Raw genomic sequence first — 18,356 nt, 5'->3', positions numbered from 1 at the left:
AGATAGTGCTTAGGTATTCGGGTCGTCTCCATTCTATCAAAGCACTTATAATTTCTGATTTTTATGTAATTTTGAGCTATGTATACATTAAGGATCTCAAAAATTATCCCTCAACCCAACAATAATATAACCTTTCAGCTTGAGCCAGTAGCAGGAGGCTATCCTCCTTATAAAGCTGGGCAGTTCATTACTCTTTCTTTTGTGTTTGGTGAGCGGGAGATACGTCGTTCTTATTCTTTAAATAGTTCGCCAGATAATAATGAGCCCCTTAGTATCACTGTGAAGCGTGTCGAAAATGGCGAAATATCTAGATTGCTCCATCATACTATTGTAGAGGGAGATGTTGTCAATGCCATGGAGCCTCAAGGTTTGTTTGTATATGAACCTGAACCGGAAAAGGTTCGAACACTATTTCTGTTTGCCGCAGGAATTGGTATCACACCATTATATGCTATTTTAAAAACAGCACTTGTTGCAGAATCTAAATCTAAAGTCGTACTAGTCTATAGCAATAGTACATTGGAATCTACCCCATTTCGATCGGAATTGGAACATTGGGCGGATCAATTTCCTGATCGTTTAACAATTATATGGATTTACTCCGATAGTAAAAACTTGATGAAAGCTAGATTAAACAGAGATTATATTTATGATATTGTCAAAAATCATTTGTTTGGAAGTAGAGAGGAGGCCCTGTTCTATACCTGTGGTCCTGTGATTTACATGGATCTATGCCGTTTTACACTTTTGGGGATGGGATTTGGTTTTGATCAGATAAAAAGGGAGACATTTTTGTTGCCTGAAAATGAAGAGGACGATGATGATGAAACTGAAAAGAAAGTCGACAAAGCAGTCTATGCTATAAAATTATATTTTCAAGGGGAGACTTATATTCTTGAAGTTCCCTACAATAAATCTATTTTAGATGTAGCTCTGGAACATAAAATCAAATTACCTTATTCCTGTAGATCCGGCATGTGTAGTACCTGTATTGCGCAGTGTATTAAAGGAAAGGTGAAGATGGATTATAATGAAGTACTAACAGATCGAGAGGTAGAGCAGGGAAGAACACTATTGTGTACTAGTCACCCGTTAGAGATGGATACAGAGGTTGAAGTGTTGTAAACTAGATCTAGTATTTAAAGTAGCGATATGGTTGTTCTTTATGTTTATTGGTAATAATTAAAATTGCACATACAAGTAAATTTATTTATGTTTGGATATAACCATTTTATATCTAACTATTATGGGGAAATTACTCTGGAGCCCAACAGAAGAGCAGAAATCTCAATCTGAGATCAATAAGTTTAAACAATATATTGAAAAGGAGTATGGTTTGTGCTTCAGTTCCTATCATGAACTTTGGGCGTGGTCAACGACAGATCTATCCAATTTTTGGAAGAGTATAGCGACCTATTTCAATTTGGCGTTTCATTCAGATTTTACAAATATTATCGAGCTGCCTGCAGATTCAACAAGCTTTATTGGTACAAAGTGGTTTGCTGGAGCGACCTTGAACTATGCCGAACACGTATTTCGCAAAGCTTCAGAGCAGCGTCCGGCGTTAATCTTTCAATCGGAGCAGCAAGTTAGGAGAGAGGTTTCTTGGCTTGAATTAGAATTTATCGTGCTCAAGCTTCAGATCTATTTGAAAGAAATAGGTGTTCAAAGCGGAGATCGTGTAGCAGGTGTGCTAATTAATGGTATTGAAGCAGTCGCATTATTTTTGGCTACAAATTCCATCGGAGCTGTTTGGTCCTGTTGTTCTCCCGACTTTGGGGAAGCAAGTATTCAGGATCGTTTTGAGCAGATAGAACCTAAAGTTCTGTTCGCTAACAGTAGTTATTCCTATAATGGTCGTCATTTTGAGAAGTCTGAAAATATCAAACAACTCGCAGAACAGTTACCTTCGTTATTGGCCTGCGTTTTTATTGATGACAATATATGGGAAGGGATTATGGGAAAAGATGTTAACCAACATAAGCTTCAGTTCACAGCAGTACCGTTTGATTCTCCAATATGGATTTTGTATTCTTCCGGAACGACAGGAAAACCTAAAGCCATTACACACGGAGTTGGAGGCATGCTACTAGAGCATGTGAAAGCAGTCGGGTTGCATCAAAATGTACAAAATGGCGAACGTTTTATGTGGTATTCAACTACCGGATGGATGATGTGGAATTACGCACTTTCGGCCCTCTTAATGGGAAATACATTGTGTATATATGACGGAGCAACAAATTATCCTGATAAACTTAGTTTATGGAAATTTGCGCAGGAAAATAAGGTGGATCACTTTGGTGTTGGCGCAGCTTATCTCATATCGTGTCAGGATCAAGATTTAAGGTCGCTGTCTTATCAGCCCAAAACAATAGGATCAACTGGTTCACCGCTTCCACCTGATGTTTTTGAGTGGCTAAATGAACAGTTTCCGAAGAGTCAAATTATTTCGTTGAGTGGTGGAACGGATGTTTGCAGTGCCTTTCTCTCTGGCTGTGCATTGCGCGATGTGTATGCCGGTGAAATTCAATGCCGTGCATTAGGAGCTAAGATTGAAGCCTTTGATGTCGATGGTCATAATCTTTATAAAGAGGTAGGAGAACTTGTTATCTTAGCACCTATGCCATGCATGCCTATTTATTTTTGGAATGATCCAGCTAATAAAAAATACTTTAATAGTTACTTTGATAAATACCCAGGGGTGTGGAATCACGGTGATTGGATTCAGATTACATCACACGATGGAGTCATTATGTATGGGCGTTCAGATGCTACGTTGAACCGAGGTGGCGTACGTATTGGCACAGCAGAAATCTATAATGTGTTAAATAAAACCGAAGGAGTCTTGGATAGCCTGGTTGTTTGTGTAGATCACGAAAATGGATCTTCTGACATGTTACTTTTTGTACAATTGAACGATAGTCTATTGAGCGATGCATTAAAAGGAGATATTAAGCGAGCACTTAGGCAGCAGTATAGTCCACGTCACGTACCTGACTATATTTTTCAGGTAGCAGCTATCCCCTACACGTTAAGCGGAAAGAAGCTGGAGTTACCGGTCAAGAAGATTTTTTCAGGGATGGCTATAGAGAAAGCGGTTTCAGTAGATATTATGCGAAACCCAGAGTGCTTGTCCGATTTTGAAGAACTTAGCAAAACTTGGAAACAACATTAAATGTTCCGTATTATCATTTATTATCGATCCCCCTCACATTTCACGGGCTCTTCTGGGTGAGGGGAATTTACGATTGTTACCATTAAACCTGTATAACGCCTACATTATATCGCTCCAGGATAGGCTTTTCGTTGGCCGCTTCTATACCCATGCTAATGACTTTTCTAGTTTCTTCGGGTGATATTATTCCATCAACCCATAATCTCGCTGCGGCATAATAGGGGCTGAGTTGTTCGTTATAGCGATTTTCAATTGATTTGAGAAGATTATTTTTCTCTTCTTCGGTTATTTCCTGACCTTTGGATTTTAAAGCTGATTCTTGGATTTGGAAGAGAGTTTTGCCAGCAGCAGCACCACTCATAACAGCCATTTGGGCAGTAGGCCATGCATAGATTAATCGTGGGTCATACGCTTTGCCGCACATGGCATAGTTTCCGGCACCATAACTATTCCCGACAATAAAAGTAAACTTCGGAACTACAGAATTAGCCATTGCATTTACCATTTTTGCTCCGTCTTTGATGATTCCGCCTTGTTCGGAGCGGCTTCCTACCATAAACCCAGTGACATCCTGGAAAAATACAAGTGGAATGCGTTGCTGGTTGCAATTCATAATGAAACGTGCAGCTTTGTCTGCAGAGTCACTGTAAATAACTCCTCCCATTTGCATTTCCATAGCGTTACCTGGTTTTTTGGCTTTGATAATTTCACGTTGATTGGCAACGATTCCAACAGCCCAACCATCTACACGTGCAAGGGCGCATACAATTGTTTTCCCATAATCTGGTTTGTATTCCTCTAAAGTTTCTGCGTCGACGATTGCATGTAAAATATCCTGCATACGATACGGTTTGGTTCTATCTTCGGGGAGAATATCCGCTATTTTACCCGGATCTGTTTTTGGGGGCTGGCTTATCGTTCTATTGAAATTAGCTTGGGCATGTCCTCCAATTTTATCAATAACATTTTTTATTGCTTCCAAGCAACTCTGGTCGTCGGGGAATTTATTATCTGTTACACCAGATATCTCCGAATGTGTAGAAGCTCCACCTAGTGTTTCGGCATCTACGGTTTCACCGATCGCGGATTTAACTAGATAAGGACCTGCTAAAAATACAGACCCTGTCCCCTCCACGATAAAGGCGTAGTCAGACATAATTGGAAGATAAGCTCCACCAGCGACACAGCTTCCCATGATTGCTGCAATTTGAGGGATACCCATCGAAGACATGCGTGCATTATTACGGAATATGCGTCCAAAATGTTCTTTATCGGGAAATATTTCATCTTGCATGGGTAAAAAAACACCGGCAGAATCTACCAAATAAATAATCGGCAGATTGTTTTCCATAGCAATTTCTTGCGCGCGTAGATTTTTTTTAGCAGAAATAGGGAACCAGGCTCCAGCCTTTACCGTTGCGTCGTTAGAGACAATAACGCATAGTTTCGATTTTACGTAGCCCAGTACAGCGGCACAGCCTGCGTTTGTGCAGCCACCATATTCTTTATACATCCCTTCGCCGGCAAACATTCCTATTTCGATATATTCCCGATCTGGGTCGAGTAGATATTCTATTCTTTCCCAAGCCGACATTTTCCCTTTTTCTTTAAGTTTTTTGACTTTATCTATACCACCACCGAATTTTAGATTTTCTCTTTTTTTGCGAAGTAATGCAAGTAGCTCCTTCATAATTTATAATCTTGGTTTAAAAAGCTGTTGAATTAAGGATTTCTTATTTTTAGATAAATTTAAAATAAAATTTTAAAATATTTGCAATTTTATTCCTAAATATTTTGATATATTTGAATAGAATTACCGATTGTAAATTTAATATTCATGCTTATGTTTATTGAAAATAAACAACAAATGGATATGATCAGAGCAAGTGCGCGAGATTTTGCACAGTATCATATCAAACCTTATGTGATGGAATGGGACGAAGCCCAAATTTTTCCAATAGAAGTTTTTAAAAAGTTAGGCGAACACGGCTTCATGGGCGTGATTGTTCCCGAAGAATATGGTGGGTCTGGGCTCGGATACCAGGAATATATTACCGTTTTGGATGAGATTTCTAAAGTATGTGGTTCTATAGGACTTTCTGTAGCGGCGCATAATTCCTTATGTACAAATCATATCTTGAGCTTTGCCAGTGAAAGGCAAAAGAAGCATTATCTTCCGAAACTAGCGACAGCCGAATGGATAGGCGCTTGGGGGCTCACCGAAACAGGGTCAGGTTCGGATGCAGGCGGAATGACGACGTTTGCTGAAAGGGATGGTGATTATTATATTTTAAATGGTTCCAAGAATTTTATAACCCATGCTATCAGTTCGAGCGTAGCGGTAGTTATCGCGCGAACGGGGACCAAAGGTGATAAAAAAGGAATGTCAGCCTTCATTGTTGAGAAAGGAGTTCCCGGATTTACCGCTGGCAAGAAGGAGAATAAATTGGGGATGCGAGCTTCGGAAACAGCTTGTCTGTTTTTTGATAACTGTCGGATACATCGCGATCAACTTATTGGAGAAGAAGGACAAGGTTTTGTACAGGCGTTGAAGTTATTGGATGGGGGGCGTATTTCTATTGCGGCACTTTCGTTAGGTATCGCCCGAGGAGCTTATGAGTGTGCGCTAAAATATGCACACGAGCGTGAGCAGTTTGGAAAAAAGATTTACGACTTTCAAGCAGTTTCATTTTCACTTGCAGATATGGCTACCCAAGTTGAAGCTAGCGAATTGTTAACAAGACAAGCCGGCTATTTGAAGGATCATGGGCAACGTGTTTCTAAAATAGGAGCGATGGCTAAGCTTTATGCTTCAGAGGCTGCTGTCAACGTTTCCAACGAATCCGTTCAGATTTTTGGCGGATATGGGTTTACTAAGGACTATCCCGCGGAGAAGTTTTTTAGAGATGCTAAGCTATGCACAATAGGGGAGGGGACTTCAAGTATTCAAAAAATGGTGATCGCCAGAGAGATCCAGAAAGATATTTTATAGTGTTATGAGGGATCAAGTTGTATTGGTTGATTGCCCAAGGGATGCTATTCAAGGGCTTCACAGCTTTATTGATACAGATAAAAAAATTAAACATATTAATACGTTAATCGATAGTGGACTGTTTGATGTTATTGATTTTGGATCTTTTGTCTCTCCGAAGGCTATTCCACAGTTAGCCGATACAAAAGCGGTGCTAAAGGGAATCCGAAAGAGTGAGAGGGTGAAGCTTTTAGCCATTGTTGCTAATCTACGAGGGGTGATAGAAGCGGTTCAAGAGGAAAAAATCGACTATTTAGGGTACCCATTTTCAATCTCAGAAACATTCCAATTGCGAAACACCAATATGGACTTAGCTGCATCTTACCAACAGGTAAAAGAAATGACAGCTTTGGCTGCGGCGTACCATAAATCGCTGGTTGTCTATATTAGCATGGCCTTTGGGAACCCTTACAACGATCCTTGGTCACCGGTGTTAGTGAAAGAGTGGATTGAAAAGCTAATCGATCTTGGCATCCGGGAGTTTGCTTTGGCAGACACCACATCAGAAGCCGATGCGAACCAAATTGCCGAATTATTCAACGCTGTCAATGCCCGTTTTCCAACATTCGATATTGGTGCGCATTTTCATGCAAGTAGAGCAGAAAGTCTCGCAAAGATTGAAGCTGCCTATATTGCGGGCTGTCGTAAATTTGAAGGTGCATTACTTGGCTATGGCGGCTGTCCATTTGCGAAAAATGATTTAGTTGGTAATATACCTTCCGAACTTTTATTACACTATTTTAGACGAGGAACAGATGCTGAAATAGATACATTGGAGCATAGTTTTAGGCAGTTGATTTTGTAATATTTTTTAATGGAAAGACTGAATTTTATAAAAGTGCACATTGAAGAGCATGTGTTCAACCTGACGCTAGCGCGATCGGAAAAGAGAAATGCTTTTAGTCCGACTATGGTGAGCGAAATTGCGTATGCATTGAATCTTGCGAATAATGATCCAAATATTTATTTAGTGCAGATAGAAGCTGAGGGGCCTGTCTTTTGTGCTGGTATGGATCTAAAAGCTTTTGCGGATCCAACCTCGGATACCAGAAATGCGGCAATTCCCAAGGTTGAAAAATCATTGGCGGAAATATTTTCCTGTCTAGACAAACCATCAATTTGTGTGTTGAGAGGTGATGTTATTGCAGGTGGTTTTTTAATTGCATTATCCTGTACGTATTTGTTTGCTCTCCCAAATGTGCGTTTTTCTTTGCCAGAAGTAAAAATTGGACTTTTCCCATTTCAGGTACTGGCTTTGCTAATAGAATTTATGCCGGAGAGAAAGGCAATGGACCTTTGTATCAGAGGAAGTTCTTTTTCTGCTCAAGAGGCTTTAAAAAAGGGAATCTTGTATGAAATTCTCGATAAAGAAGAGACAGGGTTGGTGGAATTGAAAGCAACAATTCTGGAGAATGCTCCCTTGGCTATTTCAAGAGGTTTTGCTGCGCTTAGAAAATTAAAAGAGCAAGATTTTAATGATAAGTATACCTTTCTCTTACAGAGCTTATCAGCGTTGCGGAAAACCAATGATTTCAAAGAGGGAATGGACGCAATGCATAATAAACGAAAAGCCAATTGGAAAAATAGCTGATCACTTATTCCTTAATTAACTAAAATGATCTAAAGCTGGGCCTGCTGGTCAAAGGGGAGAATTCCCAAGGGATAGAGCTAAGAACAATCATTAGGGCGATACAAAACCAGATTAATAATATTTTAAAACGTCGATCGTCTGTATCGGCGTTTTTGCTTTTAAGCATACCTGCGGTCAAACAAATTGCAGCAATAATCATCATGCTGCTGTGTTCCATGCCAAAGAAGCGGATTTGCCTGAGGTGAATGGATTCACCGAAATGTTGCAGAAAATACTGTGTTATTGGGCTTGATACATAGAGGATAAATCCTAAACATAGCTGAATGTAGAAAGAAATAACCGTTGCTTTCAATAGAAAATGATCAGTAGATGAAAATGGTAGCTTCCGCTTTCTTTTATAAAAAAAGATTGAAAGACTACATACCAGTATAATCAATACTTCCCATCGCCATAAAGAATGGAACGCTAAAATAAAAGGATATGTGTGATTCATCATACAGACAAAGATGGAGAATAAAATAGATCTAAAGCAATTTCAAGCGATAAAAAACATACAAAATAGCGGTTCTTTTGCGAGGTGCGAAGCTGTTTTTGTTAAATATTATATGTATTTATTGTTGAGGTATTTTTTATATTATTTTGATTAACAAGTATTTTAAACTTTTGTTTAACTGTCGGTTAATACTGCTCGCGACCGTATTTAATTGTTTGTTGACAGGTGGGCAATTAGGAATAACTCGGAGGAATGACCGTGCCGAGGATATAATAAAGAGCCCATCTTGCTTAGTATGTATATACCACAGGTGCTATTTTCGGTTGCTTTTAGCCATTCTGCCACTTTATTTATCAGTCAATGTAGAATTGATGGGCTGTTTTGATTTAAATGTAGTTGTTCGCGTTTGTACCTGAGGCGTGATTTATGCAATGAACAGAGTAGGTATTGAATGTAGAATAATATCGCTTTTGGTGATTATGAATTTCGTAATTTTATTTATTAACTGTATGTTTTTCATGGTATTTTGTGTTTTATATGAATTTAATATTTAAGTTAATCTGTTGTAAAGTTTACATGCTTTCTGTCGCAGCTGGGCGAGTCGAAGTAATGTTCTAGCGCTATTCTTTTGAAATTATTTTTGGAATTGTAAATAATTGTTTTCTATATTAGTGTATTAATTAAATAATACAGTAGTATGGTTACTATCCAAAATCTAAATTTTAGCTATAGTAAATCAAGGCCCTTATTTCTGCATATGGATCTTGAATTGAAGCAGGGCCATATCTATGGCTTGTTGGGGAAGAATGGTGCTGGCAAATCGACTTTGCTTAAGAATATCGCCGGCTTAGTATACCCTGTTTCGGGGCAGGTTGATGTACTTGGACATAATCCAACTCGAAGGGAGCCTTCATTGTTAAGGGAGATTAGTTTTATTCCAGAAGAGTTTTATCTCCCAGCAGTAAAATCTGAACATTTTCTAAAGGCAAATGCGGGATTTTATCCCAACTTCGATCAGAAGTATTTTGATCAGCTCGTCCATGAGTTCGATATCCCTATTAAGCAAAAATTGGCAAACATGAGTTATGGTCAGAAAAAGAAATACATTATTTCTTTCGGATTAGCATCCAATACAAAATTGATCATTATGGATGAGCCAACGAATGGTCTGGATATTCCTTCAAAAGCTCAGTTCCGTAAGATCATGGCGTCAGCAATAACGGACGAGCGATGTGTAATCATTTCGACACACCAAGTGCGAGATCTCGATAATCTTATTGATGCCGTTATTTTGCTTGACGATCATAAGGTTGCGTTAAACGCGCCGGTGCATGTTATTACTGATCATCTATGCTTTAAAAGAGTAAGAGAGTTGCCTTTGGATGCGATTTACCACGAAGAGGGAGTAGGTGGTTTCAATGTAATTCTTCCAAACACAGCAATGGAAGATTCAAAGCTGGATTTAGAATTGCTATTTAATGCTGTTTTGCAATGCAAAGAAAAAATTACGAACCTTAATAAAATTGATAAAGATGTCAAACATTTTTAATTCTACGCGATTTTTAGGACTGATTCGAAGACAGTGGATTGGTTTTGGAAGAATTTACCTAATGTCAATAGGAATTATTGCAGGTGTGATTTTTGGCTTTTACGCGGTTAACTTTGCTTCGAATTATGACGGGATGAAAAATCAAACTGCTTACTCGCTGCTAAATTTCAGGACCCCGTTATTTTGTATCTTGGGACTATTCTTTGTAACAGTTGTTTCCAGCAGCTATTTTGCCGATCTAGGGAAGAAGACACGTGCTATTTTTGAATTAATGATTCCAGCCTCACAGTTGGAAAAATTTCTGGTTAGCCTATTCTATACCGTTGTGGTAAGTATTGGTTCTTATTTGTTGGTATTTTACTTGATTGACTTGGCATTTGTAGCATATTTGAAGGGTTTTGGTTCGATGGTTTTAAATCAAACGGCGTCCACAGGAAAAGCGGGCAGTATAGATCTTTGGCAATACTTTTATAAGGTTCAGTATCCGCATTCGGCATACTATTTTTATTTCGCGCCGATTCTTCTGAATGCTATTTTCTTGCTCGGCGGGATTGTCTTTCAAAACTATCAATATGTAAAGACAGCTATTTCCGTAGTGATTTACTGCGTTGTTTGGATATGTTTTTTTGTTTATCTGATAAAAATGCAAACCCAAGATACAGTCGGGGTAATGAGCAATAATTATTGGTCTGATTCAAATCACATTTTTGCACTGATCGGCGCTGGAGCGTTATTCCTTACATTGGTATTATGGTGCGTTGCTTTTTTAAGATTAAAGGAAAAGGAGATTTAATATGGAATTCAATGCAAATAAAGCTATTTACCTTCAGATTGCTGAATATGTATGTGACCATATTTTGCTAGCAACCTGGAAGGTTAATGAAAAGCTTCCTTCTGTAAGGGAATTGGCGGTTCAAATGGAGGTTAATCCCAATACGGTGATGCGAACCTATGATATGCTTCAGCAGAGAGAAATTATAGCAAATAAACGTGGAATTGGCTTTTTTCTGACGCAAGAATCGGTGAAAAATGTGAAGTTGTATAGAAAGGGGATTTTTCTAGAGGAAGATCTTCCGCTGTTTTTCCGTAATATTTATTTATTGGAAATTGGTCTGGATGAACTAGAGAAGCGTTATAAACAATTTATTAGTCAGAATTTTAACCAAAATGAATTATGAAACTAAGTGCAAAAATAACAATGGTATTAGCAATAGGCTTATTCGCAATTCCGATGCTTGTCGCATCCTACCTTTTTCGTATAAATCGAGTGGATGCAAAACAATATAATGCTGATATTGAACACGAAGTGTCTAATCCAGGTGGTAAGGATGTTTATTTCCGATCGTTCCCGCTGACTTCCTTTGATAAGCTTTTTATGGTTGGAAACAATGCTAGTGATGTTGGGTTGTACTGGGTGAAAAGTGATAAGTTTGCGGTTAAAGTTAATAAGAGTCAAGCTGATTTTGTGAAAGCGAATGTTGATCAATCGGGAAGTCTTACTTTAAATCTTTTGCCGGGAGGTGAGGGTGGCTATAAGTCAATTTATATTTTTTCACCTGATCTTAAACTGTTGAAATTAAAAAATGTGGGTGTTAGTGAGCTGTCTGCCAAGCTGAATGAATTGACCGTTATAGGCGATAGTGTTAAGGTGCTTAACGTTTCTGATAAATCTGTTATAAATACGTTGAATTTGAGTCTGACAAATTCTTTTATTGAAGATCTCGGTGGAGCAGATGCGCGGGGAAATGCTGTTGTGGGCCATTTATCTGTTAACACTACGAATACTGTTTTGGGGTTGCCAAGTGTTAATTATCAAAGTGCAGATATCGTTGCCAACAATTCAGAGGTATATTTCAATGGTAAAGGGGCTAATGCTAAGGTTGACCTTCTAAAGATTAAAACAGAAGGGAAGTCATCTGTTCGATTAGATAGTTTGCAATGGGGTACATTGAATGGAAGTTTATCTAATGATACTAAGATAGATTTACCTATACATGCATTGCGAACCTTGATTAAATAAGTTTTTTTTACGAAATACAGCTATTGGCTACCAAAGATATCATATCGACTGAATGCGCCGAAAAGGAACAAATTCTGTACGGAACTTGTTCCTTTTCTATTAAATGGAAGATGTAGATTTTCGGTGCTCAATGCTGCAGTCCAAAAAATACGTCTCGAATTCGAAATAATTCTTTTTGTTTCTTTTCTTTAACATCTCTAGTAGGAGTTCTACTGATTTTTCCGCCATAAGCTTTGTTGGCTGAGTGATTGTTGTCAAGGAAGGGTTAAGACTGTTGGCAAAAGGGGTATTGCTGAATCCTATTAAGTTCATGTCATCAGGAATTTTTACCTTCAATTTGTTTAGTATATGCAACACTTTTAATGACAAGGTGTCGGTTGTCGACAGGAGCGCGTTGGGTGGTATCTGGCGGTTTAATAAGTCACTTATTTTGCGTTCTAACTCATCATCGATATTGTCTTTAGGGCTAGAATAGGATATTTCTATCATATTCTCTTGTTTGAAGGGTATAGAGGCATTAAAGAGCGCATCTTTATATCCTTTTATTCTGCTTACATTTCCACCGATATCCTTACATAATAAAAGAATGATATTTTCCCTTCTGTTTTTGATCATTTCTTCCGTTGCCTGATAGATCACCTTATTGTTTTGAATTCCGATTTTGAAAGTGTCAAGCTGATGGTTTATTCGGTCGAAAATAATGACAGGGCAAATCTGATCCATTATATAGAACAGGAGCGATAAGCTGGAATCATTTTTTACAGGGGAAATGATTATTCCTTCAATATTGCTTTGTATGCAGAGTTCTAGTGCTTCTTTTTCTTTTTTCTCATCGTTAAAGGTCTGTAAAAGGATGAGTTTATAATTCGTCTGCGACAGAATAAGAGAGATCTCTTCATAGAAATCGAAGAAAAATGAGCTTGAAATAAATGGAACAATGATGGCCAAAGTATTTGAGCGTCCTGTCTTTAAGCTTTTGGCAGAGAAATTTGGTATATAATTGATTTTCTTCGTAAAATCTAAAATTATTTTTTTTGTTTCTGCACTTATTTCATGGCTATCGTTGAGTGCTTTAGAAATAGTGCCCGGAGATAATTTTAACTGTTGGCCAATCTCTTTTAACGTAAATCTCTTCATGTGCTCGATCTTCTTTCATTGATTACAATATCCTAGATTCACTAGGGTAAGATATAACTAGAATTATTGTTGAATTATCGGTTGCTATCTTTAATGTTTAAGCCCGTAAAATTTTGAAATTATAAAGATAAGATAAAAAAGATGTTTTCAAATGAGGACCAAGAAAACCATCATGAACGAGAAGTTTGTTTTTTTAGCTTTTCATTTTAACGAATCAGTTTGCGGAATGTAGGGGAGTATTAAACGAAAAAAGCTAATCTTGCGATTAGCTTTTTTTTTGTGATCCCGCTGGGATTCGAACCCAGGACCCATACATTAAAAGTGTATTGCTCTACCAGCTGAGCTACGGAATCTTTTCTGTTTTTGAAAGTGATGCAAAGGTAGAATTTCTTTTGATATATGCCAAATAATTGGTTGTGAAATTTGATTGAAACAACTTAACTGCTTAATAAATAAAAGGATTATTTTTTTACCATGCTTTTTTTGCATGGATTATTCGGTCTGCTCCATTGATATCTTTGATCAATTTGACTTGTTCAAATCCTTTTTTGATCATAAGATCTTTCATTTCTGCACCCAGATACTGATTGATCTCGAAATATAGATCTCCATCTGGAGCTAAATGTTTAAGGGCAAAGGATGAAATAACGTCATAAAAAATCAATGGAGTGCTTTCTTCAATGAATAGCGCTAGCTCGGGTTCATAAGCCAATACATTTTCATTCATATATTTTTTTTCTCCAGGAGTAATATATGGCGGATTGGATACAATGATATGATAGTGTTGATTGGAGAATATATATTCCCACTCAAAGATATCTGCGTTGATAAATTGAACTGCAGTTTTTAAGATATTAGCATTTTCTTGCGCGGTTTTTATCGCTTCTTTTGAGATGTCTATCGTTGTTACTCTAGCATTCGTGAGATGTTTTGATAAAGTGATCGGAATGCAGCCAGAACCAGTTCCTATATCAATAATATTGAGGTTTTGAGAAAATTTGTGGTTCTTAATAATCAGATCAACAAGCTCCTCAGTTTCCTGTCGAGGAATTAAAACTGATTCGTTGACTTGAAAAACTTCACCGTAAAAATCTGCTTTGTTGAGTATATACTGTATAGGTTTATGCTTTTTTAAATCCCGAAGAATGCTAAGTATTTCAGCGCTATTCTTATCATCTACAGGATCTTTTTTGCTCAACTGATAATTAGCGGTATTTAACCCTAATTTTTCAGCAATAACGACTAAGAATATTGCTTTTATTTCATCATTATCGTATAACTTATGAAGCTCTTGTTGAAATAATAATTCGAAATCTTGAAGTATTTTCATTCAGCAAAGGTACGATTTTCATAGATTTGTATCTATGGATATGCACAGCCAATATATGCAGCGTTGTTTGGAACTAGCCCAAATCGGTGTAGGTTCAGTAAGTCCCAACCCAATGGTTGGGGCTGTCATCGTTTTTAATGGTAAAATTATCGGTGAAGGGTATACATCTCCTTACGGTGGAGCGCATGCTGAAGTCAATGCTGTACAGCAGGTTATGCAAAGGTACGGTGAAAAAGCAAAGGAGCTTATCGAAGGAAGTAATTTTTATGTCAGCCTCGAGCCTTGCGCGCATTATGGGAAGACACCTCCCTGTGCCAATATGATTGCTGATCTAAAACCTTTGAAAGTTTTTATAGCATGTTTGGATCCCTTCGGAAAAGTCAATGGTAGAGGAGCGCAGATACTGCGAGAAGCTGGTATTGAAGTTGAAATTGGTCTGCTCGAAAAAGAGTCCATTTGGCTCAACCGCCGTTTTTTTACCCGTATTGGTGAATACCGCCCGTATGTTATTTTAAAGTGGGCGCAAACCAGGGATGGTTTTATAGGAAAAAAAAATAAGCAGGTTTGGATCAGTAATGCTGCAAGCCAACAGCTCGTTCATCGTTGGAGAGCAGAAGAGGATGCTATCTTGGTTGGTACAAATACTGCAATTGTGGATAATCCCAGTCTGACCGTAAGAAAGTGGAAGGGTAAAAATCCATTGCGTATTCTTTTAGACAGAGACCTTGCCATTCCGATGGATGCCCCTATTCTCGATGATCAGGCCGATACTATTGTGTTTAATGCTAAAAAGACAGAGTGGACAGCAAATGTTAAGTATATTGAGCTTGAAAATTATGGATTATATCTACCGCAAAATATCCTTTATCAACTTTATTTAATGGATGTTCAGTCTATAATCATAGAAGGCGGGCGTGCGACCTTGCAGATGTTTATAGATGCGAACCTGTGGGATGAGGCAAGAGTCTTTGAGTCTGAGGCGAATTTATTGAGCGGGATTAAGGCTCCTCTATTCAAGGGGCAATTACTAGAAAGTAAATTAGTTTCCAATGATATTTTAAAGATCTATAAGAAACAGTAATTTTTGTATATTTAGGGAATTATAAGCCATAGCCGGTTAGTTTAATTCTTAAATTACAATTATGTTAGTTACAGAAAACTTAATGCAGTTTATCTGGAAACTTCGGCTATTCCGTGCAAATGGGTTAAATTCCACAGATGGTGGGGCCTTAGCCGTTGTTCAAGTGGGGCGATACAACACAGATTCTGGCCCCGATTTTCTCATGTCGCACATTAGATATGGAGATAAGGATTGGTTCGGTCATGTAGAAATGCATATTCAATCCTCAGATTGGGATCGACATGCTCATCAAGAAGATGTTGCTTACAATAACGTGATCCTACATGTAGTTTGGAAAAATGATAAAGTTATCTACCGAAGTGACGGCACGTCTATTCCTACTTTAGTGCTTTCGGACTACGTAGATAAAAATCTATTGGAAAAATATGCCAATATGATGAATACCAAAAGCTGGATTCCCTGCGAATATCAGCTTGGGCCTATCAATATTTTTAAAAAATCAATGTGGTTGAATACCTTGTCAATTGAGCGTTTGGAAATGAAAGTTCAGCGGATTTTCGAAATACTGAAACATTTTGATACTGATTGGGAAAAAACCTTCTGGATATGGATGTGTAGATCTATGGGTTTAAAAGTTAACGCAGATACTTTCCAGGAATTCGGCGAAAAACTGCCTTTGCATGTTCTAAAAAAATACCGTTCAAACTTATTTAAAACGGAAGCTATTTTTTTTGGTATCAGTGGTTTATTGCTTGGTAGACCAACTAGTGGGTATGTGAAGCGATTAGTCGACGAATTTAAGTACCAACAGCACATTCACAAGATAGAAATCGTTTTTGGTGTATGGAAGAGGTTGAGGATGAGACCATATAATTTTCCCGAACGGCGTATTGCTCAATTAGTTGTTTTATTCAGTAAGAATGAGTTGGGGGTGGCAAAGCTTTTGGCCGTAGATAGCTTGGAGGCGGCGAGAAAATTGTTCAAAATAGAACCTTCAGGTGATTTTTGGGAATCACATTTTTCCTTAAGTACAAAAGAAAAAGTTAAAAAATGTGCGTGGATCGGGAAAGAAACTGTTGATCTTCTGGTAATTAATGTAGTTGTTGTGTTTCTTTTTTCATATGGTAAATATTTTGGCATTCAGTCCTATATCGAAAAGGCATTACAGTTATTGGAGGAGCTTCCTGCTGAAAAAAATAATATCGTGCGGCAATTTGCTAAATATGATTGGGATGTTAAAGATGCAGGCAAGACGCAGGGAATGTTGCAGTTGAAGGAGTTTTACTGCGATAGGAAACGTTGTCTTCATTGCAGAATCGGTATGGAGATCTTAAAAAGTACCTAGTTCTTTAAAATTTCTGCAATTTCTTTATGGCCTTTTTCATACGCCAGATCCATTGGAGATAATCCGGCACTATTGATTATTCTTGTGTCGGCTCCATTTTCAAGTAAAGCAACAATAAAATCGATGTTACCATATTGGGCCGCAAAATGGAGTGGAGTTTCGCCTGTGGCCTGAATGGCATTGACATTAGCGCCCGCATCGATAAGCAATTTCCCGATTTCTTCATTGTTGTTAGCGGCGGCAATATGCAGTGCTGTAGTGAGTTGTTCATTTTTCGTTACGGTGTTTGGATTCGCCCGTTTGGATAGCAATAGACGTACAATGTCTACTTTGTTGAAATATGTAGCTAAGGTCAATGGCGTAAAACCCTGCGATGACCATTCATTGATAACCGAAGGTACCTGCGAAATAATAGCCTCAAGATAGGATGTTAATCCTGCTGCACAAGCCTCATGTATAGTCATGGACTTGGTGTGTTGTAAAAGCACCCGTATGATCTGAGGTTTGTTGTAATAGCAAGCTAATAGAAGGGGCGAAATCCCATGACTTGTTGTTTCCTGTAAAAGTTCGGGATTTCCAATTAATAACAGATCTATGTCGTGGCTTTTTCCTTGTTCTATGTATTGTTCTAAAATAGAGAGATTCATGTGTTTGTTAATTGTCTAAGTTCTTTACTAAAATAAACTTTATTCATGAGAATAAATGTTTGATGGGAGAAATTATTGATATTTTATGAAGCTCCATATCCCAATTAAAAGTGGGCGGTTAGCTGTTTTTGAAAGATTTGTTGAGATGGAAAGAGCCCAAAAAGCGTGCTTTTTGATTTTTTATATACACAAATGTGTAGTAATGCACATAATATTTCCGTAAATTAAAAAGTAGATGTACTTTTGTTAAGCCCCTCCCAAGGGCATGTTTTTCATAGGTAGATGTAGGGTCGGGTGTTTCTCACTACGACCCTTTTTTTATAGCTTTGTTTTATATTTTAAAAGAGATGTCTAAAAGGAAGATAGTTATAGCTATTACGGGAGCTAGCGGCTCAATTTATGCTAAAGTTTTACTTAAAAAGCTTTTGGTGTTAAAAACACAAATCGCTGAAGTTGGTATTGTCATGTCGAATAATGCGAAGGATGTATGGCGTGCGGAATTAGGCGATGAAAGTTACCAGGATGTACCTTTCAAATTTTATGATAAAGGTGATTTTTTTGCTCCTTTTGCATCGGGCTCCGCCCGCTATGATACTATGATTGTCTGTCCTTGTTCGATGGGTACATTGTCGCGAATAGCGCATGGCATATCTTCTGATCTGACAACACGCGCTGCTGATGTCATCTTAAAAGAGCGGCGACGACTGATTTTGGTTACACGTGAGACACCTTTAAGTATCATTCACATTCAGAATATGAAACTGGTGACAGAGGCAGGTGGCATCATTTGTCCGGCATCACCTTCATTTTATAGCTTACCAAAGACGTTTGAAGAGGTAGCAGAAACCGTTGTTGATCGTATTTTGAGTCTTGCTGGATTTGACTTTAAGCATTATCAGTGGGGGGAAAATTCCTAGGTAATCGTTGCCGAAATCTATTTTTAATGTTCTTTAATAA

At 38.0% G+C, this 18,356-nt stretch carries 16 protein-coding genes and 1 tRNA gene; 12 read left to right on the top strand and 5 right to left on the bottom strand.

The features are described 5' to 3' along the window. Positions 1-78: 78 nt before the first annotated feature. Positions 79-1,125 carry a ferredoxin--NADP reductase gene (locus B2W36_RS01095; RefSeq protein ID WP_293884310.1) on the top strand — a complete coding sequence of 349 codons (1,047 nt, stop codon included), beginning with the start codon at positions 79-81 and terminating at the stop codon, positions 1,123-1,125. 121 nt (positions 1,126-1,246) lie between these two features. Continuing rightward, positions 1,247-3,175 carry an acetoacetate--CoA ligase gene (locus B2W36_RS01090; protein WP_293886162.1) on the top strand — a complete coding sequence of 643 codons (1,929 nt, stop codon included), beginning with the start codon at positions 1,247-1,249 and terminating at the stop codon, positions 3,173-3,175. Positions 3,176-3,257: 82 nt separating this feature from the next. Here the strand turns inward: B2W36_RS01090 and B2W36_RS01085 are convergent, their stop codons facing one another. Next, positions 3,258-4,865 (bottom strand): acyl-CoA carboxylase subunit beta, encoded by a 1,608-nt coding sequence (locus tag B2W36_RS01085; protein WP_293884306.1) that lies wholly within the window; start codon positions 4,863-4,865, stop codon positions 3,258-3,260. Between the two features lie 153 nt (positions 4,866-5,018). On the opposite strand from B2W36_RS01085, the gene B2W36_RS01080 reads away from it, so the two are divergent. The 7 genes from B2W36_RS01080 to B2W36_RS01050 all read left to right on the top strand — a co-directional run bounded on the left by B2W36_RS01080 (position 5,019) and on the right by B2W36_RS01050 (position 11,859). Next, the gene (locus tag B2W36_RS01080) at positions 5,019-6,167 is read left to right on the top strand and encodes an acyl-CoA dehydrogenase family protein (protein WP_293884304.1); all 1,149 of its coding nucleotides are present in this window, start codon (positions 5,019-5,021) and stop codon (positions 6,165-6,167) included. Between the two features lie 4 nt (positions 6,168-6,171). Next, positions 6,172-7,011 carry a hydroxymethylglutaryl-CoA lyase gene (locus B2W36_RS01075; RefSeq protein ID WP_293886161.1) on the top strand — a complete coding sequence of 280 codons (840 nt, stop codon included), beginning with the start codon at positions 6,172-6,174 and terminating at the stop codon, positions 7,009-7,011. A 9-nt stretch (positions 7,012-7,020) separates the two neighbouring features. Further along, positions 7,021-7,797, top strand: a complete 777-nt coding sequence (locus tag B2W36_RS01070; RefSeq protein ID WP_293886160.1) for an enoyl-CoA hydratase/isomerase family protein — start codon at positions 7,021-7,023, stop codon at positions 7,795-7,797. 1,190 nt (positions 7,798-8,987) lie between these two features. Continuing rightward, positions 8,988-9,839, top strand: a complete 852-nt coding sequence (locus tag B2W36_RS01065) for an ATP-binding cassette domain-containing protein (protein ID WP_293886159.1) — start codon at positions 8,988-8,990, stop codon at positions 9,837-9,839. Next, complete coding sequence (locus tag B2W36_RS01060; RefSeq protein ID WP_293884294.1) at positions 9,823-10,632, top strand: hypothetical protein; 810 nt, start codon at positions 9,823-9,825, stop codon at positions 10,630-10,632. The genes B2W36_RS01065 and B2W36_RS01060 overlap by 17 nt, the downstream gene beginning before the upstream one ends. A gap of 1 nt (position 10,633) precedes the next feature. Continuing rightward, entirely contained in the window at positions 10,634-11,017 is a 384-nt protein-coding gene (locus tag B2W36_RS01055) for a GntR family transcriptional regulator (RefSeq protein ID WP_293884292.1), read from the top strand. Beyond that, positions 11,014-11,859 carry a hypothetical protein gene (locus tag B2W36_RS01050; protein ID WP_293884290.1) on the top strand — a complete coding sequence of 282 codons (846 nt, stop codon included), beginning with the start codon at positions 11,014-11,016 and terminating at the stop codon, positions 11,857-11,859. Before B2W36_RS01055 ends, B2W36_RS01050 begins: the two co-directional genes overlap by 4 nt. 99 nt (positions 11,860-11,958) lie before the next feature. Here B2W36_RS01050 and B2W36_RS01045 read toward each other — a convergent pair whose 3' ends face one another. The 3 genes from B2W36_RS01045 to prmC all read right to left on the bottom strand — a co-directional run bounded on the left by B2W36_RS01045 (position 11,959) and on the right by prmC (position 14,326). Beyond that, positions 11,959-12,996 carry a LacI family DNA-binding transcriptional regulator gene (locus B2W36_RS01045; RefSeq protein WP_293884288.1) on the bottom strand — a complete coding sequence of 346 codons (1,038 nt, stop codon included), beginning with the start codon at positions 12,994-12,996 and terminating at the stop codon, positions 11,959-11,961. A 280-nt stretch (positions 12,997-13,276) separates the two neighbouring features. After that, positions 13,277-13,349 (bottom strand) — tRNA-Lys (locus B2W36_RS01040). Positions 13,350-13,465: 116 nt separating this feature from the next. After that, entirely contained in the window at positions 13,466-14,326 is an 861-nt protein-coding gene (gene prmC, locus B2W36_RS01035; protein WP_209574658.1) for a peptide chain release factor N(5)-glutamine methyltransferase, read from the bottom strand. 34 nt (positions 14,327-14,360) lie between these two features. Between prmC and ribD the strand changes: the two genes are divergently transcribed. Together ribD and B2W36_RS01025 are read left to right on the top strand one after the other, a co-directional pair. After that, a complete protein-coding gene (ribD, locus tag B2W36_RS01030) occupies positions 14,361-15,407 on the top strand; it encodes a bifunctional diaminohydroxyphosphoribosylaminopyrimidine deaminase/5-amino-6-(5-phosphoribosylamino)uracil reductase RibD (RefSeq protein WP_293884285.1) in 1,047 nt (348 codons plus the stop codon). A 61-nt stretch (positions 15,408-15,468) separates the two neighbouring features. Then, a complete protein-coding gene (locus B2W36_RS01025; RefSeq protein WP_293884283.1) occupies positions 15,469-16,752 on the top strand; it encodes a DUF2851 family protein in 1,284 nt (427 codons plus the stop codon). Here B2W36_RS01025 and B2W36_RS01020 read toward each other — a convergent pair. Further along, positions 16,749-17,399, bottom strand: coding sequence for an ankyrin repeat domain-containing protein (locus B2W36_RS01020; protein ID WP_209574651.1), 651 nt, complete (start codon positions 17,397-17,399; stop codon positions 16,749-16,751). The two genes, B2W36_RS01025 and B2W36_RS01020, sit on opposite strands and share 4 nt — an antisense overlap. A 347-nt stretch (positions 17,400-17,746) precedes the next feature. Between B2W36_RS01020 and B2W36_RS01015 the strand changes: the two genes are divergently transcribed. Beyond that, on the top strand, positions 17,747-18,316 hold the full coding sequence (locus B2W36_RS01015; protein WP_209574649.1) for a UbiX family flavin prenyltransferase: 570 nt from the start codon (positions 17,747-17,749) through the stop codon (positions 18,314-18,316). Positions 18,317-18,356 lie beyond the last annotated feature (40 nt).

The organism is Sphingobacterium sp. UBA3549 (assembly GCF_002376635.1).
In the GTDB taxonomy this organism is placed as follows: domain Bacteria; phylum Bacteroidota; class Bacteroidia; order Sphingobacteriales; family Sphingobacteriaceae; genus Sphingobacterium.
This window is presented reverse-complemented; position numbering and strand designations above follow the sequence as displayed.

Coding starts and splice junctions, on each gene's coding strand:
- B2W36_RS01095 (WP_293884310.1), top strand. CDS start 79: ATGTATACATTAAGGATCTCAAAAATTATCCCTCAACCCAACAATAAT.
- B2W36_RS01090 (WP_293886162.1), top strand. CDS start 1,247: ATGGGGAAATTACTCTGGAGCCCAACAGAAGAGCAGAAATCTCAATCT.
- B2W36_RS01085 (WP_293884306.1), bottom strand. CDS start 4,865: ATGAAGGAGCTACTTGCATTACTTCGCAAAAAAAGAGAAAATCTAAAA.
- B2W36_RS01080 (WP_293884304.1), top strand. CDS start 5,019: ATGTTTATTGAAAATAAACAACAAATGGATATGATCAGAGCAAGTGCG.
- B2W36_RS01075 (WP_293886161.1), top strand. CDS start 6,172: ATGAGGGATCAAGTTGTATTGGTTGATTGCCCAAGGGATGCTATTCAA.
- B2W36_RS01070 (WP_293886160.1), top strand. CDS start 7,021: ATGGAAAGACTGAATTTTATAAAAGTGCACATTGAAGAGCATGTGTTC.
- B2W36_RS01065 (WP_293886159.1), top strand. CDS start 8,988: ATGGTTACTATCCAAAATCTAAATTTTAGCTATAGTAAATCAAGGCCC.
- B2W36_RS01060 (WP_293884294.1), top strand. CDS start 9,823: ATGTCAAACATTTTTAATTCTACGCGATTTTTAGGACTGATTCGAAGA.
- B2W36_RS01055 (WP_293884292.1), top strand. CDS start 10,634: ATGGAATTCAATGCAAATAAAGCTATTTACCTTCAGATTGCTGAATAT.
- B2W36_RS01050 (WP_293884290.1), top strand. CDS start 11,014: ATGAAACTAAGTGCAAAAATAACAATGGTATTAGCAATAGGCTTATTC.
- B2W36_RS01045 (WP_293884288.1), bottom strand. CDS start 12,996: ATGAAGAGATTTACGTTAAAAGAGATTGGCCAACAGTTAAAATTATCT.
- prmC (WP_209574658.1), bottom strand. CDS start 14,326: ATGAAAATACTTCAAGATTTCGAATTATTATTTCAACAAGAGCTTCAT.
- ribD (WP_293884285.1), top strand. CDS start 14,361: ATGGATATGCACAGCCAATATATGCAGCGTTGTTTGGAACTAGCCCAA.
- B2W36_RS01025 (WP_293884283.1), top strand. CDS start 15,469: ATGTTAGTTACAGAAAACTTAATGCAGTTTATCTGGAAACTTCGGCTA.
- B2W36_RS01020 (WP_209574651.1), bottom strand. CDS start 17,399: ATGAATCTCTCTATTTTAGAACAATACATAGAACAAGGAAAAAGCCAC.
- B2W36_RS01015 (WP_209574649.1), top strand. CDS start 17,747: ATGTCTAAAAGGAAGATAGTTATAGCTATTACGGGAGCTAGCGGCTCA.